General features: G+C 70.7%; 9 protein-coding genes. 5 read left to right on the forward strand and 4 right to left on the reverse strand.

Going from position 1 to position 17218, the window contains the following annotated elements; all coding sequences use genetic code 11:
• Position 1: 1 nt before the first annotated feature.
• The 4 genes from AC07PA_RS00840 to AC07PA_RS00855 are packed head-to-tail and all read right to left on the reverse strand — an operon-like array spanning position 2 to position 7648.
• Positions 2-631 carry a response regulator transcription factor gene (locus AC07PA_RS00840; RefSeq protein ID WP_007860375.1) on the reverse strand — a complete coding sequence of 210 codons (630 nt, stop codon included), beginning with the start codon at positions 629-631 and terminating at the stop codon, positions 2-4.
• On the reverse strand, positions 631-2688 hold the full coding sequence (locus tag AC07PA_RS00845) for a two-component system sensor histidine kinase NtrB (RefSeq protein ID WP_007860377.1): 2058 nt from the start codon (positions 2686-2688) through the stop codon (positions 631-633). The genes AC07PA_RS00840 and AC07PA_RS00845 overlap by 1 nt, the downstream gene beginning before the upstream one ends.
• Entirely contained in the window at positions 2685-3500 is an 816-nt protein-coding gene (locus AC07PA_RS00850) for a carbon-nitrogen hydrolase family protein (RefSeq protein WP_494603890.1), read from the reverse strand. Before AC07PA_RS00850 ends, AC07PA_RS00845 begins: the two co-directional genes overlap by 4 nt.
• Positions 3497-7648, reverse strand: a complete 4152-nt coding sequence (locus tag AC07PA_RS00855) for a YhdP family protein (protein WP_494603888.1) — start codon at positions 7646-7648, stop codon at positions 3497-3499. The genes AC07PA_RS00850 and AC07PA_RS00855 overlap by 4 nt, the downstream gene beginning before the upstream one ends.
• Positions 7649-7791: 143 nt before the next feature.
• Here AC07PA_RS00855 and glnE point away from each other — a divergent pair, with 143 nt between their 5' ends.
• The 5 genes from glnE (at position 7792) to AC07PA_RS00880 (ending at position 17175) form a co-directional block, all read left to right on the forward strand.
• Positions 7792-10536 carry a bifunctional [glutamate--ammonia ligase]-adenylyl-L-tyrosine phosphorylase/[glutamate--ammonia-ligase] adenylyltransferase gene (gene glnE / locus AC07PA_RS00860; protein ID WP_494603886.1) on the forward strand — a complete coding sequence of 915 codons (2745 nt, stop codon included), beginning with the start codon at positions 7792-7794 and terminating at the stop codon, positions 10534-10536.
• Between the two features lie 90 nt (positions 10537-10626).
• The gene (locus tag AC07PA_RS00865) at positions 10627-11361 is read left to right on the forward strand and encodes a TetR/AcrR family transcriptional regulator (protein ID WP_007861477.1); all 735 of its coding nucleotides are present in this window, start codon (positions 10627-10629) and stop codon (positions 11359-11361) included.
• On the forward strand, positions 11358-12782 hold the full coding sequence (locus AC07PA_RS00870) for an efflux transporter outer membrane subunit (RefSeq protein ID WP_007861479.1): 1425 nt from the start codon (positions 11358-11360) through the stop codon (positions 12780-12782). The genes AC07PA_RS00865 and AC07PA_RS00870 overlap by 4 nt, the downstream gene beginning before the upstream one ends.
• Positions 12783-12834: 52 nt before the next feature.
• Entirely contained in the window at positions 12835-14043 is a 1209-nt protein-coding gene (locus tag AC07PA_RS00875) for an efflux RND transporter periplasmic adaptor subunit (protein ID WP_494603883.1), read from the forward strand.
• Positions 14044-14064: 21 nt separating this feature from the next.
• On the forward strand, positions 14065-17175 hold the full coding sequence (locus AC07PA_RS00880) for an efflux RND transporter permease subunit (RefSeq protein ID WP_494603881.1): 3111 nt from the start codon (positions 14065-14067) through the stop codon (positions 17173-17175).
• The last annotated feature ends 43 nt before the right edge of the window (positions 17176-17218 follow it).

The raw sequence follows: 17218 nt of genomic DNA on the forward strand, positions 1-17218 counted from the left end.
CTCAGTGCCCCAGGCGCAGCAGGTTGGCCAGCTCCACGGCCGACTTCACCTGCATCTTGTCGAACACTCGCGCGCGGTGCACCTCCACCGTGCGCACGCTGATGTCGAGCTGGTCGGCAATCAGCTTGTTGGGCAGGCCCGCGACCACCAGGTCCATCACGTCGCGCTCGCGCTCGGTCAGGTCGGCCAGGCGCACCTGCAGGTCGCTGCGCTCGCGCAGGGTGGCCAGGTGGGCGGCCGATTTCGCCAGCGCCTGCTCGATGCGGTCCACCAGCGCATTGTCGGAGAACGGCTTCTCGCAGAAGTCGAAGGCGCCGCGCTTGACCGCATCCACGGCCGTGGGCACGTCGGCGTGGCCGGTGAGAAAGATCACCGGCATGGTCGCCAGGTCGCCGCGCACGATCAGCAAATCGAACAGCGCCAGGCCGCTCATGCCCGGCATGCGCACGTCCAGCAGCAGGCAGCACGGATGGCGCTGCGCCGGGCGCGACTGCAGCGCGGCATCGAAGGCTTCGGCGCTGTCGAAGGACTCGCTGGGCAGGCGGCGCGAGCGCAGCAGCCAGGCCAGTGCTTCGCGCACGCCCGCATCGTCATCGACGATGTACACGGTGGCATTGGAGACGGGTTCCATCAGGAGGCGGTAGAAGAAGAGGCAGGAGGTTGGTGGACGGGCAGCGTGAAGGTGAATACCGTACCACGCGGTTCGTTGGCCGCAAAACCGAGGAAACCGCCATGCTGCTCGATGACGGTGCGGCACAGGCTCAGGCCCAGCCCCATGCCCTCGGCCCGCGTGGTGAAGAAGGGGGTGAACAGGCGCTCGGCCACCTCGGGCTCGATGCCGGCGCCCAGGTCGGCCACGGCAAACTCGATCCAGGCCTGGTGCGCGTTCGAGGCCGCACGGCGCGCACGGATCTCCAGCACGCGCTTGGAGATGCCCGGCACGTCCATGGCCTGCATGGCATTGCGCGCCAGGTTGAGCAGCACCTGCTCGACCATGGTGCGGTCGCACAGCGCGGCCGGCAGGTCCGGCTCCACCAGGGTGTGCACGCGCACACCGATCTTTCGCGCCTGCAGGCTCACCAGCGGCATGATGGCGTCGAGCAATTGCTGCGCGGTGACGGCTTCGCGCGCCTGGTCGCGGCGGCGCACGAAGTCGTGCACGCTCTTGATCACCTTGCCGGCACGCTCGGCCTGTCGGCCGATCTGCTGCATGGCCATGCGCACGTCCTGCAGGCTCTCGGGCGGCGGCGGCAGGTCGCCCGCGCCAGCGGGTGTCTCCAGCAGGTTCAGGGAGCCCGTGGCATAGCTCGAGATCGCGGCCAGCGGCTGGTTGAGCTCGTGGCTGAGCAGCGAGGCCATCTCGCCCACGGTGGCCAGGCGCGCGGTGGCCTGCAGGCGCTCCTGTGAGGCGCGCGAGAGTTCTTCGATGCGGCGCTGCTCGCTCATGTCCAGGAAGGCGCTCATCCAGCCGGTGTGCAGTCCCTGGGCATTGATCAGCGGCGCCTCGATGATGAGCACGGGAAAGCGCGTGCCGTCCTTGCGCATGAATTCCGACTCGAAGCCTTCGCGCGGGGGCATGTAGCCGGCAAAGCGGATGGCCTGGCGCTGCTGGTACTCCTCCACGCGCTCGGGCGGCCAGTAGGGGGCCGACGCGCTCAGGCCCAGCAGCTCCTGCGGCGTGAAGCCCACCATGTCGCAGAACGCCGGGTTGACGTAGGTGATGCGGCCCTCCAGGTCGCGCGCGCGCAGCCCGGTGACCAGCGAGTCCTCCATGGCCTTGCGGAATGCCAGCGCATCGCCCAGATCGCGCTCGGCACGCAGGCGCCGGCGGTTGTCGCGCACCAGCACCACCATCACCGTGACCAGTGCGATGGACATGGCCGTGACCAGCGCCGTGAGCACGTTCGGGAACAGGCTCGGGGCACTGTGCCAGGTGTCCATGCGCAGCACCAGGGTGGCGCCGGGCAGGTCCAGCAGGTGCGTGGCCGTGAACATGCGCGAGCCGCGCCGCGCCGCGCCCAGCACCGCCAGGCGCGTGCCATCGGCCTCGGTGAAGGAGGCCTCCTGGCTGCGCGTGAGTCCGTGCCCCACCAGGTCTTCGAGCATGGCGTTGAGCGCATAGGTGGCTACCAGGAAACCGGTGTTGCGCCCGCCCGAGGTGATGGGCAGGCACAGCTCCATCATCTCCGAGCCCAGTCCATCGCCATGGGGCTGGAAGTAGCTGCTGGAGTAGGCCGGCCCGCTCAGCCGGCGCGCGTTGGCACAGGCCAGCGAGGCGTCGGAGTGCGCGCTCTCGCGCGTGCCCCGGTCCCAGTACACGGGGCGGTAGGGTGTCTGCACCTGCGAGCGCAGCCGCATGCCGGTGTCGCGCCATTCCAGCCGCACCAGCTCGCGGTGGCCGCGCAGCAGCTCCGAGGCGTTCACCTCCCAGGCCAGCACGCCCGGGTCATCGGCATGCAGGGCCTGCAGGCTCTGCAGGTTGCGCGTGAGGGCCACGCGCACGTCCGAGACGGCGTCGGCCGTGTCGCGCTCGAGCCGGCTCTGCACCTGGCTGGCCTCGTAGCGCCCGGCCAGCCAGACCACGGTGACCAGCATGGCCACCACCAGCGCCACCAGCAGCGTCCACAGCGACCAGCGCCGCCAGGCGCCACGCCAGCGTTGCCACAGGGTCTTGCGCGGCTTGCTCACAGCACGCGGTGGCCCAGGGCTGGCAGCTGGCTGCGCACCTCGCGCAGGCGTGCCTTGGCCAGCATGCCCACGGCGACGCCGGCGCCTTCCTCACGCAGCGCCGCAATGCCGCCCCAGGGATCCACCAGCATGCTGTGGCCCCAGGTGCGGCGGCCGTTCTCGTGCGCGCCGCCCTGGGCCGGGGCCAGCACGTAGGCCAGGTTCTCGATGGCGCGGGCGCGCAGCAGCACCTCCCAGTGCGCCTGGCCCGTGGTGTGGGTGAAGGCACTGGGCACCAGCAGCAGGTCGGCACCCGCCTGGGCATGGGCCCGGTACAGCTCGGGAAAGCGCAGGTCGTAGCACACACTCAGGCCCACGCGCCACAGCTCGCCCTCGCGCGAGCGCAGGTCGAACTGCACGACCTCGTCCCCGGGCTCGATCACCCGGCTCTCGTGGAACTGGTCCTGGCCGTTGTCGAAGTGGAACAGGTGGATCTTGTCGTAGCGCGCGACGCAGGCGCCCTCGGGGTTGAAGGCCAGCGTGGTGTTGCGCACGCGCACGGCATCGTTGCCGCGCAGCGGCAGGGTTCCACCCACGACCCACAGGTCGAGCTCGCGCGCCGCGCGTGCCAAAAAGTCCTGGATCGGGCCCTCGCCATGCGACTCCTTGAGCGCCAGCTTGTCCGTGTCCTGCCGGCCCATGATGCAGAAATACTCGGGCAGCACGGCCAGCTCGGCGCCCTCGCGCGCCGCCTGCTCCAGCAGGGCCCGGGCGGCGGCCAGGTTGGTGTCGAGGTGGGTGCCGGAAACCATCTGCAGGGCAGCGACTTTCATGAGGATTCTCCGGTTCGGGGGGCGGGGGATGGCGGGCCGGTGTCTGCCGCGTTGCCCGAAAGGCGCGTGCGCCGGGGCACGCGCACCACGCGCGGGTCGGACCAGGAGCCATCGATGCGGAACTCCTGCGTCGCCGCCTCGATGAGCGGGCCGCGCAGGAACACCTGGGCCAGGAAGCTGCCCAGGCCGATCACCGGGTTGATGGCGGTGGCCACCAGCGAGGCCGTCATGGCATTGATCTCGGGCACCACCACCACGCGCAGGTCCTGCGTCTCGCGGTCGATGTCGGCGCTGCCCTCCATGAGCACGGCGGCGTTCACGCCCTTCATCTGCAGGTTGTTGGTGGTGGCCACGCCCTGCTCGATGCGCAGGTCGCCGCGCACGAAATCGAACGCAAAGCCTTCGCTGAAGACATCGCGGAAATCGAGCGTCAGGCGGCGCGGCAGCGACTGCAGGCTGAGCACGCTGAGCAGCTTGGCCAGGCCCGGGTCGGCCTTGAGGAACTGGCCGGCTTCGATGTTCACGCTGACCTGGCCTGCCATCGAGCGGTAGTCGGGACTGAAGGGCGCGCCCACCCAGGCCACCTGGCCTTCCATGCGGCCCTTGCCACGCCGCACCACGCCCGGCATGGCAAAGCGCGCCAGCAGGTCGCCCGAATCGCGGATGTCGAGCCGGAAATTGAGCACCGTGCGCCGCTCGCCGGCGCCGCTCCCCGCCATCCGCGCCTGGTTGAGCAGGGCCCAGTTGCCACTGGCCGTCAGGCTGCCCTCGGGCGAGGTGATGTTGAACTTGGACAGGCGCCACTCGCGCGGCGTGCTCTCGCTGCCCCGGTTCTGGGCCTCGATCTCCACCCGGCCGAGCTTGCGGCCACGCAGCTCGAAATCGTCGACCACGATGTCCAGCGCCGGCAGCGAGGTCGGCTGCTCCTCGAGCAGTGCCTCGACCTGGTTGGCGTCGCTCTGCGGCATGTTCAGGCGGGACAGTCGGGCATACAGCCGCCCATTGCCCGAGTCGCCGCCACCGCCTTCGCGAAACTCCACGAAGCCGCTGAGCTCGCTGGCATCGATGTTGCCTTTCCAGACCGGGCCGTCGCGCTGCCCGCCGGCCACCACGTTATGCAGGGTGCGCCCCTGGGCCGACAACTCCTTGGCGCGCAGGGCCACCCGCGTCGGCAGGTATTCCTGCGTGGTACTGGCCAGCGTGGCGCCTGCCGGGGCGGTCACACGGGCCGCAGCACCGGGCGCAGGGCGGGCCGGCGGGCTGAGCAGTTCTTCCCAGGCATCGACGTCGAGCCTGGCAAGTTGCACATTGGCCGCCACACCCTCGGCCGGCATCGGAGCCGTCTCTCCGGGCGCCAGCCCCACGCCGATGGCCCCGCGCAGCACGCGGGGCTGGGCGCCGCTCACGTCGCGGTGGTAGGTGGCCGAACCCAGGGCTCCCAGGTCCAGCGTGATCTGGTCGCGCAGCGGCGGCAGGGCTCCGGCGGCAGTCGCCGTGCCGGTGAGCGATTCGCGCGCCAGCGAGTTGTCGTAGCGCAGCGGCAGGGTGGCCTCGGCCGTTTTGCCCAGCGGGGCCGGCAGTGCCAGCGCCAGCCCCTGCAGGCTGGTGGTCACCTGCACCTCGGGCACCCCGCGGCGAAAGGCCAGTGCCAGTGTGTAGGGCGCGCTGCCCGTGGCACGGCCGGCCAGCTGCGACAGCAGGCCCAGCTGCGGCGCCTGCTGCAGGCCCTCTGCCGTGGCCACGCCCTGCGCTCGCAGCTGGATGGACGACTCGGTGGCTGGAGCGCCTGGCGGCAGGGAGCGCATGCCGCCTTCGAGCTTCACGTCGCCGCCCAGGGCCCGGGCCTGCATGCCCACCAGCGAAAAGCCCGTCTCGCTGAACTGCACCGAGCCCCGCGCACGCCCGAGCATCGGCGTGTCGGGCGTGATGCGCACATCGTTGCCGGCCAGGGTGACACTGCCTTGCACCCGGGACTTGTCGATGTGGCTGATGGGCAGGGTCAGTTTGAGCTGGAGATCGGCCTGGCCCGTGCCGCTGGCCTGCGCCAGGGCATTGCCCGTCAGGCGCGAGAGCGGCGAGGTGTTGACCACGCCGAGCAGTTCGGACAGCGGTCCACGGGCGTCGGCATTCACGCCCACTACCGTGTGCGCGAGATCGGGGATGGAGGCCTCCACCCGCGACACGCGCACGCCGGACGTACCTGCGAAGCTGCCACTGGCACCACGCACCTGCATCGACGAGCGCTCGAAGATCAGCTCACCCTGCAGCTGCGTGAGCGCCGGCCAGCGCAGGGGATCGTTCGGGTGCAACTGCGGCGGCACGAAGGCATAGGTCACATCCTTGACGCGCGCTGCAATGCGGAACTCGCCCTGGCGCGGGTCGTTGAACGGCATGTCATGCAGGTCGCCCCGGACCTTGAAATCGACCACGCTGGCGGTACCGGCAACCACCGCGTCGCGCACATAGTGGCGGGCGTCCTCGCCGACGGACAGCGGCAGGTAGCGGTGCACGCGCGTGCCATCGGCCCGCGTGAGCTTGCCCGACAGGTCCAGCACGCCGGGGAAGCGCGAACGGCTCGGACCCTTCGCGGGGTCGGAGGTATGCCAGGTCGCGCGTGCCTCGCCCTGCGCATCGGCATTGGCGAACTTCACCTCGTTGGCCTGCACCGCGATGCGCTCGCCCTCGAGCTGCCAGCGCACCTCGGCACTCAGGCGGTCCAGCGGCAGCAGGGGGTCTTCGAACACGCCAGGCAAGAGCAGGGCGCCGGATTCGATGGCGAGCATGGCCTTGCCACCGCCCTGCGTCATGTCCAGGTCCACCGTGGCACCACGCAGGCCCAGGCGCTGCGCCGCGCCGTTGTCCAGCTCCCCCGCCAGCGCCAGGCCCTGGATGCGGCCGCGCACCTGGTACTGCTGCAGCGCACCAAGCGGCCCCTTCCAGGTGGCCTGGATCTCGTCCACCAGGCCCTTGGGCGCGTACTGGCGCACGGCATCGTGGGCCGTGCTGCCCAGGGGCAGGCGGCTGGCGATCTGCGCCAGGGCGGCCAATTCCAGCCGGTCGGCACGGAAGTCGCCCTGCGCGGGGGCCTTGGCGGTGGCATCGGTGTATACCAACCGGACGTTGCCTCCGGGCCAGCGCAGACCGTCATCGGTGGTGAACTGCAGGCCCTGCGTGGAGAATTCGAAGCCGCCCTTGAGCTGCCGCCCGCCCAGGCGCCCGGCGATGGAGGGCAGTGCCAGCGGCTCCAGCCCCGGGCCCAGGGTGGCATTCACGTCGGCCAGTGCCAGGTCGGCCGTGCCGCCGACGATCTGGCCGCTCTTCACGTCCGCCCAGGCCCGGAGGGCGCCACGGCCCTGGGCCACGTCCACCCCCAGGTCGGCATGGTGGCGCAGCCGGGACACGTCCACCCGCGCGAAGTCGGCATAGACCTGGCCGTTCCAGTGCTGCCAGTTGCCGTCGCGCGCACGCAGCAGCGGCGCGCGGAACAGGCCGACCAGCGTGAAGCGGTCGCCCCAGTCGGGCGGCGGCGTGGCGTCCACGCGCATGCGGTGGCTCCAGTTGCCGTTGCGCACCAGCAGGTCCACCTCGGTCAGGGCCAGCTCGGGCGCATTGCGCATCTCGTCGGTCCAGCGCAGGGTGCCGCCCTTGATCAGCACCTCGCCCTGCGAGAAGAACCAGTCGGCCGCGCTGCTGCTGTCGCTGCCGCTGTCCTTCATGGCCAGGCCGGCCACGGTGATGCGGCCGTCGCTGGCCCGGCGGATGTCCAGGTCGGGCTTCTCTATATAGAGCTGCTCGAAACCGAAGTTCAGCAGCGAGCGCGGCGACAGGGCCACGACCACGCGCGGCAGGCGCAGGGCCTCACGGCCGGCGCTGTCCAGCAGCGCCACATTCACCAGCTCCACGGAGGGGACCAGCCCCTCGGAGCGGGCGCTCAGGGCGCCGATGCGCACGGGAACCCCTAGGGCGCGTGCGGCATGGGCTTCGAGCTGCGGGCGGAACTCGCCGATTCGCGGCACAATCCAGCCATGAAGGGCCCCCCAGGCGATGGTCAGCAGCAGCCAGAAGGCGAGCAGCAACCCCAGTGACCACCGCGCAAAGCCTGCCACTGTCTTGAGCAGGCGTGAGGGGTGCGGGGTGGGATCGATCATGGTGGGATTGAATGTGGCAGGAATTATGACCCGCGGTTTCCTTGTGGGTTCAATGAGAACCAGTGTCCTTTTGCATGCAGCAGGCCATGGCCCCGTGCTTGCAGCCGGCTGCGGCACCTCCTGCCCCACCCCTGTGCGCCACCATGCCCATGTCCTGTAACGACCCCTTCAAGGACGGCGAGCCGCTGGCGGGGCATTCCCGCTTCCTGCAGCGCCTGCACCGGCGTTACGCCAGCGATTTGACCCTGCTGCCGGCCGGGGCACCCCGGCGCGCCGCAATGGATACCGTCTGCGATGCCTTGCTGGCACGCGGCAACGACACCGGCACCGCCCTTCGCGTGCTGCGCCAACTGGTCATGGAACGCCTGATCCAGCTCGACTGCGATGGGCAGGCGCCGCTGTCCGACATCACCTGTGCCGTCACCGAGCTGGCCGAACTGGCCCTGGACCGCGCCTGCCGGCATGCGCGCCAGGAGCTCGACGCGCGCCACGGCGCCCCCCAGGGCCCCGAAGGCCAGGCCGTGCAGCTGTGGATCATCGGCATGGGCAAGCTCGGCGCGCGCGAGCTCAATGTATCGAGCGACATCGACCTGATCTACGTCTACGAGCACGATGGCGAGACCGCCGGCACGCCGGACGGCCGGGGCAAGATCTCGAACCACGAGTACTTCGCGCGCGCGGTCAAGGCCATCTACAGCCTGGTCGGCGACACCACCGAGCATGGCTTCGTGTTCCGCGTCGACCTGGCCCTCAGGCCCAACGGCAACTCGGGTCCGGCGGCCGTCTCGCTGGCGGCGCTCGAGGAGTACCTGCAGGTACAGGGCCGCGAATGGGAACGCTTTGCCTGGCTCAAGAGCCGGGTGGTGGCACCGCGCGAGTGCATTGCCAGCACCGAGGTGCAGGCGCTGCGCGGCGTGGTGCTGCCCTTCGTCTTTCGCCGCTACCTGGACTACAGCGTGTTCGATGCGCTGCGCCTGCTGCACAGCCAGATCCGCGACCATGCGGCCAAGCGCAGCGCGGGCCACCCCGAGCGCGCCAACGACGTCAAGCTCTCGCGCGGGGGCATCCGCGAGATCGAATTCACCGTGCAGCTGCTGCAGGTGGTGCGCGGCGGCCAGTTCCCCGAGCTGCGCCGGCGCCCCACGCTCGATGCCCTGCAGCGCCTGGCCCAGGCCGGCCTGATGCCGCAGGAGACGGCCGACGCCCTGGCGCGCGCCTATGTCTTCCTGCGCCGGGTGGAGCACCGCATCCAGTACCTCGATGACCAGCAGACCCATGTGCTGCCTACGCGCGACGACGACCTGGCCTGGATCGCCCGCACCATGGGCTACCCCGACTGCTGCGCCTTCCTGCACGAACTCGACGCCCACCGCGAACTGGTGGCCCAGGAGTTCGACACCCTGCTGGGCGGCAACGGCAAGAAGCAGTGCAGCAAGGGCGGCTGCGGCGGCCCGCGCGCGGCCGCGCCCCCGCCACCCGAGCTGGAGGCGCTGCTGGAACAGCTGCCCCCCGGTTTCCGCGAGCGCGTGGCCGAGTGGCGCAGCCATCCGCGCGTGCAGGGCCTGCGCGATGAGACACGCGCGCGCCTGTTCCGCCTGGTGCAGCGCACCGCCCAGTGGCTCAACGAAGGCCGGGTGACCGAAGAGGCCGCCGTGCGCATGGCCAACTGGCTCGAGCCCCTGCTGCGCCGCGACAGCTACCTGGCGCTGCTGCTGGAACGCCCCTCGGTGCACGAGCAGATGCTGCACCTGCTGGGTGCGGCCCGCTGGCCCGCGCGCTACCTGTTGCAGCACCCCGGCGTGATCGACGAGCTGGTGGGCGACGCCCTGCTGGCCGAGCGCTTCTCGGTGGCCGATTTCGAGCGCGAACTGGCCATGCGCCTGGCCTCGATCACCTCCACCGGGGAAGACGACGACGAGACCCTCCTGAACCTGCTGCGCCGCGCCCAGCATGCCGAGACCTTCCGCACGCTGGCACGCGACGTGGAGCACCGCATCACGGTCGAACAGGTGGCCGACGACCTGAGCGCCCTGGCCGACAGCGTGCTGCGCGTGACGGCCCAGTGGTGCTGGAGCCGCCTCAAGACGCGCCACCGCGACGTGCCGCAGTTCGCGGTGATCGGCTACGGCAAGCTCGGCGGCAAGGAGCTGGGCTACGGCAGCGACCTGGACATCGTGTTCGTCTTCGACGACGACGACGAGCGCGCCCCCGAGGTGTATGCCGCCTTCGTGCGCAAGCTGATCAACTGGCTCACGGTGAAGACCGGCGAGGGCGACCTCTACGAGATCGACACCGCGCTGCGCCCCAATGGCAGCTCGGGCCTGCTGGTCACGCGCTTCGAGGCCTATGCCAACTACCAGGAACGCCGCGGCAGCAACACCGCCTGGACCTGGGAGCACCAGGCCATGACGCGCGCGCGCTTCGTGATGGGCAGCCCGGCACTGGAAGCCCGCTTCGACGCCGTGCGCACGGCCGTGATCACCTCGGCCCGCGACCCGGTGGCCCTGCGCGATGAGATCGTGGCCATGCGCGAAAAGGTGCGCCAGGCCCACCCCACGCGCGACGGGCAATTCGATGTCAAGCACAGCGTGGGCGGCATGGTGGACGCGGAATTTGCCGTGCAGTACCTGGTGCTCTCGCAATCGGCGGCGCACCCCGAACTGGTGGCCAACGTGGGCAACATCGCCCTGCTGCAGCGCGCCGAGCAGGTCGGCCTGCTGCCGGCCGGCGTAGGCCAGGCCGCCGCCGACGCCTACCGCGAGCTGCGCCGCGTGCAGCACCGGGCGCGCCTGGACGAGGCCCCGACCCAGGTCACGCCCCCGGCCCTGCAGGCCGAGCGCGACGCCGTGCTGGCCCTCTGGGCGGCGGTGTTCGGCAGCGGCCACTGAGCCGAACCCACCCAGGCCCGCGGCGGCCTGTTGCCGAATGTCACGCTAATTTAAACACTTGTTTGAATTATGGTGGTTTAATCCACCGCCATGCATTCTGCCCCGCCCATTTCTGAGCCCGCTGCCAAGCGCGCCGCGCGCCCCGCCCGTGCCGCACGCAGCGATGGCGACGACACGCGCGCACGCCTGCTGCAGGCCGCGCTGCGGCTGTTTTCCGAAAGTGGCTTTGCCCGCACCTCGGTGCGCGCCATCGCCGTCGCAGCGGGGACCAACGTGGCCGCCATCGGCTACCATTTCGGCGACAAGGCCCAGCTGTACACCGCCACCTTCTATGAGCCTTTTGGCAGCGGTAGCGACCTCATCGAGGTGTTTGCCGCCCCCGGGCTCAGCCTGCAACAGGCCCTGCAGGCCTACTTCACAGGGCTGCTGGAGCCGCTCAAGCACGACGACCTGGTCCGCCAGGCCACGCGCCTGCATGTGCGCGAGCTGCTCGAACCCACCCATGTCTGGCCCGAGCTGATCGAGCGCGAATGCAAGGCCCCGCACATGGCGCTGGCACGCCTGCTGTGCGAGCACATGGGCGTGCCCGACATCGACGACGACATGCACCGCCTGGCGTTCTCGATCGGCGGCCTGGTCATGCTGCTGTGGACCCAGCGCGACGCGATTGCCGCCATTGCCCCCCAACTCGCAGGCCCCGCCACCGCGGACGCCTGGGCCGAACGCCTGACCGGCTATGCCATGTCCATGATCCAGGGCGAAGTGGCACGCCGCCAGGCACTGCGCGAACAGCGCAGGCACAACAACAAGGAGGAAGAGGAATGACATTGTTTGTTCGAACCCTGGGCGTCTGCGGCGTGCTGCTGCTGGGCGCCTGCAGCACCGCGCGACCGCCGCAGGCGATCCCGGTGCAGGCGCCTGCGGGCTGGGTCGCGCCGCTGCCGCATGGCGGGCAGATGGCCGACCTGGCGCAGTGGTGGCGCCAGTGGAACGACCCCGCGCTGGTGCCGCTGATCGAGGCCGCGCAGGGCATCAGCCCGAGCCTGGCCCAGGCCCGATCGCGCCTGCTGCAGGCCCGCGCCACGCAAACCACGGCGGGCGCCGCCCTGAAGCCCACGCTCGACGCCCAGGCGACCACCAGCCGTGGCGCCAACGCGCAGGTCGGCGGCCTGGCCACCACCAGCCAGGCGGGCCTGCAGGCAGCCTGGGAAGTGGACCTGTTCGGCGCCAATGCCGCCACGCGCGACGCGGCCAGCGAACGCCTGGCCGGCGCCCAGGCCCTGTGGCACGAAGCGCGCGTGAGCGTGGCAGCCGAGGTGGCGCTGCAGACCAGCAGCCTGCGCACCTGCCTGCAGCAGCTGGACGTGGCCGAGCGCGATGCGCGCTCGCGCGGCGAGACCTCGCGCCTGTCGGACCTGAGCGAACGCGCCGGCTTCACGGCCCCGGCCACCGCCGCGCTGGCGCGCGCCAGCGCCGCCGAGGCCGCGGCGCGCGCCTCGCAGCAGCGCATGCAGTGCGACGTGGAGTTCAAGACCCTGGTGGCCTTGACCGGCCAGGAGGAGGCCGCGCTGCGCCAGCTGATCACGGCAATGCCGATCACGCCCGCACCCGACAGCCTTTTCGCCATTGCCGCCCTGCCCGCGCAGGTGATCTCCCAGCGCCCCGACGTCTACAACGCCGAGCGCGAGGTCGCAGCCGCCAGTGCCGAGGTGGGCAACGCCCAGGCACAGCGCTATCCCCGCCTGTCGCTCAGCGGCAACATCGGCAAGGCCTGGAGCCGCGCCGGCGGCACCACCCTCGACGTGGACGCCTGGACGCTGGGCCCGCTGACCCTGAGCCTGCCGCTGTTCGACGGCGGGCGCCGCGCGGCGCAGGTCGATGCGGCCCGCGCGCGCTACGACGAGTCGGTGGCGCTGTACCGCGCCCGCATCCGCCAGGCCGTGAGCGAGGTGGAGCAGGCCCTGGTGCGGCTGCAGAGCACGGCCGAGCGCAATGCCAGCGCCCGCGCCGCGGCCGATGGCTACCGCATCTCGTTCGATGCCACCGACGCGCGCTGGCGCGGCGGCCTGGCCAGCCTGGTGGAGTTGGAGGACGCACGCCGCACGGCGCTGGCCGCGCAGAACGCGCTGCTGGCCCTGCAGCACGAGCGCCAGTCTGCCTGGATCGCGCTGTACCGCGCAGCCGGCGGCGGCTGGGACACCACGGCCCCCGGCCTGGCCGAGACCGCCCAGGCCGGCACCCGCTGAGCCCGGCACCCCCCATTTTTCCTGACACCTTCCGGATGAACGGACCCCTTTCATGAACCAGTTCAAACTCTCCGCTTCCACGCTGGCCGTCGTTGCCGCCTGCGTCCTGGCTGCCACCGGCGCCCTGGTGTTCTCGGGCGCCTCGCGCGCTGCCGACGAGCCAAAGGCCAACCAGCCGCGCCCGGCGCTCACGGTCACGACCGCACAGCCGCAGCGCACCGCCGTGCCCCTGCGCCTGGCCGCCAACGGCAACATCGCCGCCTGGCAGGAGGCCATCATCGGCGCCGAAAGCAATGGCCTGCGCCTGACCGACGTGCGCGTCAACGTGGGCGACGTGGTCAAGCGCGGCCAGGTGCTGGCCACCTTCTCGGCCGAGACCACGCAGGCCGAGGTGGCCCAGGGCCGCGCCAGCGTGCTCGAAGCCCAGGCCACGGCCGCCGAGGCCGCCGCCAATGCCGAGCGCGCGCGTTCGCTGCAGGCCTCGGGCGCCTTGAGCCAGCAGCAGATCCAGCAGTACACCACGGCCGAGAAGACCGCCCAGGCGCGCGTCGAGGCGGCCCAGGCCCAGCTCAACGCCCAGCAGCTGCGCCTCAAATACACCCAGGTGGTGGCGCCCGACAGCGGCATCATCTCGGCCCGCAGCGCCACCGTGGGCGCGGTCGTGGGCGCCGGCACCGAGCTGTTCCGCATGGTGCGCAAGGGCCGGCTCGAATGGCGCGCCGAAGTCACCTCGACCGAGCTGGCACGCATCCAGCCCGGCTCCAAGGTCAGCGTGACGGCCGCCAGCGGCACCACGGTGCAGGGCACGGTGCGCATGGTCGGCCCGACAGTGGACCCGCAGACGCGCAACGCCCTGGTCTATGTGGACCTGCCGTCGTCCGCCACCGACACGCCCATCGACCCCAAGGCCACGCTCAGCGCCATCCTGCCCGGCATGTTCGCACGCGGCGAGTTCGCGCTCGGCAGCAGCGAGGCCCTGACCGTGCCGCAGGAAGCCCTGGTGGTGCGCGATGGCTTCTCCTATGTGTTCGCCCTGGGCGGCGACCAGCGCGTGCAGCAGCGCAAGATCCAGACTGGCCGGCGCGTGGCTGACCGGGTGGAGGTGCTCTCGGGCCTGGAGGCAACGACCGCCATCGCCGTGCGCGGCGCCGGCTTCCTCAACGACGGCGATCTGGTGCGCGTGTCCAACACCGCGCCCGTCGGGGTGCAGGGCACGGCGACCGTGCCCACCGCGGCCGCCCCGGCTTCGGCCACCAAGTAAGAAGAGCAAGGAGCATTCACCATGAATGTATCTACCTGGTCGATCAAGAACCCCATACCGGCGCTGATGCTGTTCGTGCTGCTGACCTTCGGCGGCCTGCTGTCGTTCAACGGCATGAAGGTGCAGAACTTCCCCGACATCGACCTGCCCACCATCTCGGTGACCGTGTCGCTGCCCGGCGCCTCGCCCGCGCAGCTCGAGAACGATGTGGCACGCAAGGTCGAGAGCTCGATCGCCACGCTGCAGGGCCTGAAGCACATCTACACCAAGGTACAGGACGGCGGCGCCACCATCACGGCCGAGTTCCGTCTGGAAAAGCCCACGCAGGAGGCGCTCGATGACGTGCGCTCGGCCGTGGCACGCGTGCGCGGCGACCTGCCCGGTGACGTGCGCGACCCCATCGTGACCAAGATGGACCTGGCGGCCCAGCCGGTGCTGGCCTTCACCATCGCCTCGCGCCGCATGGACGACGAGGCCCTGTCCTGGTTCGTGGACAACGACATCGCCAAGAAGCTGCTGGCCGTGCGCGGCGTGGGCGCGGTGAACCGCGTGGGCGGCGTGGACCGCCAGGTGCACGTGGCGCTCGATCCCATGAAGCTGCAGGCGCTGGGCGCCACGGCGGCCGACGTTTCGCGCCAGCTGCGCCTGGTGCAGACCGAGAGCGCGGGCGGCCGCACCGACCTGGGCGGCAGCGAGCAGCCCGTGCGCACCCTGGCCACCGTGCAGTCGGCGCAGGAGCTCGCGGGCCTCACGCTGTCGCTGTCCGACGGCCGCCACGTGCGCCTGGACCAGGTGGCCACCGTCTCCGACACCTTTGCCGATCCGCGCGCCATGGCCCTGCTCAATGGCAAGCCCGTGGTGGGCTTCGAGGTGGCCCGCAGCAAGGGCGCGAGCGAGGTCGAAGTGGGCGCCGCGGTGCAGGCGGCCCTGGCCGAGATGCGCGCCCAACACCCCGACCTGGAGATCACCGAGGCCTTCAACTTCGTGGCGCCGGTGCAGGAGGAATACGACGGTTCCATGCACCTGCTCTACGAAGGCGCGCTGCTGGCGGTGCTGGTGGTGTGGCTGTTCCTGCGCGACTGGCGCGCGACCTTCGTCTCGGCCGTGGCGCTGCCGCTGTCGGTGATCCCGGCCTTCATCGGCATGTACCTGCTGGGCTTTTCGATCAACGTGATCACGCTGCTCGCGCTGTCGCTGGTGGTCGGCATCCTGGTGGACGATGCCATCGTGGAGGTGGAGAACATCGTGCGCCACCTGCGCATGGGCAAGACGCCCTACCAGGCGGCCATGGAGGCGGCCGACGAGATCGGCCTGGCCGTGGTGGCCACCACGTTCACGCTGATCGCGGTGTTCCTGCCCACGGCCTTCATGAGCGGCATCGCCGGCAAGTTCTTCAAGCAGTTCGGCTGGACCGCGGCGCTGGCTGTGTTCGCCAGCCTGGTCGTGGCGCGCGTGCTGACCCCGATGATGGCGGCCTATATCTTGAAGCCCATCGTCGGCGAGCACAAGGACCCGCGCTGGATGGGCTGGTACCTGCGCTGGGCGGCCTGGTGCATCCGGCACCGCTGGATCACCTTCATCGCCACGGGAGCCTTCTTCATCGGCTCGCTGGCGCTGATCCCGCTCCTGCCCACGGGCTTCATCCCGCCGGACGACAACTCCCAGACCCAGGTCTACCTGGAGCTGCCGCCCGGTGCCACGCTGGCCCAGACCCGCGTGGTGGCCGAGGACGCGCGCCAGCGCGTGGCCGCTGTGAACCACGTCAAGAGCGTCTACACCACCATCGGCGGCGGCTCCGCGGGGTCCGACCCGTTCATGGGCAGCGCCAACGCCGAGACACGCAAGGCCACGCTCACCATCCTGCTGGCCGACCGCGGCGACCGGCCGCGCAAGCAGGGCATCGAGAACCAGATCCGCGCCGCGCTGGAGAGCCTGCCCGGCGTGCGCAGCAAGGTCGGCCTGGGCGGCTCGGGCGAAAAGTACGTGCTGGTGCTCACGGGCGACGACCCGCAGGCACTGCAGACAGCCTCTCTCGCCGTCGAGAAGGACCTGCGCACCATCCCCGGCCTGGGCAGCGTGTCGTCCACCGCCAGCCTGATCCGCTCGGAGATCGCGGTGCGCCCCGACTTCGCGCGCGCCGCCGACCTGGGCGTGACCAGCAGCGCCATTGCCGAGACCCTGCGCATCGCCACCGTGGGCGACTACGACGTGTCGCTGCCCAAGCTCAACCTGGCCTCGCGCCAGGTGCCCATCGTCGTCAAGCTGCAGGACGATGCGCGCAAGGACCTGTCGCTGCTCGAACGCCTGGCCGTGCCCGGCTCCAAGGGCCCGGTGATGCTGGGCCAGGTGGCCACGCTGGAGTTCAGCGGCGGCCCGGCCGTGGTGGACCGCTACGACCGCTCGCGCAACGTGAACTTCGAGATCGAGCTCTCGGGCCTGCCTCTGGGCGACGTGACCAAGGCCGTGGATGCGCTGCCGTCCATCAAGAACCTGCCGCCCGGCGTGCGCCAGATCACCATCGGTGACGCCGAGGTGATGGGCGAGCTGTTCGCCAGCTTCGGCCTGGCCATGCTCACCGGCGTGCTGTGCATCTACATCGTGCTGGTGCTGCTGTTCAAGGACTTCCTGCACCCGGTGACCATCCTGGCGGCGCTGCCGCTGTCGCTGGGCGGCGCCTTCGTGGGCCTGCTGATCGCGCAAAAGAGCTTCTCCATGCCCTCGCTGATCGGGCTCATCATGCTCATGGGCATTGCGACGAAGAACTCCATCCTGCTGGTGGAGTACGCCATCCTGGCACGGCGCGAGCATGGCATGACGCGTTTCGAGGCGCTGATCGATGCCTGCCACAAGCGCGCCCGGCCGATCATCATGACGACGCTGGCCATGGGTGCGGGCATGCTTCCGATCGCCGTGGGCTTCGGCGCGGCGGACGCCAGCTTCCGCTCGCCGATGGCGGTGGCGGTGATCGGCGGGTTGATCACCTCGACCTTCCTTAGCCTGCTGGTGATCCCGGCCGTGTTCACGGGGGTGGACGACGTGGGCCAGTGGTTCGGCCGCATGCTGCGGCGCCTGCGCGGCCTGCCGCCGCGGGCACCGACCTCCAGGCCGGAGCAGGCACCCGCGATCCCCTGACGGCAACACATCCCGTCATCCGCGCAAAAGGGCGCAAACCACC

The organism is Acidovorax sp. GW821-FHT09B03 (assembly GCF_059418305.1).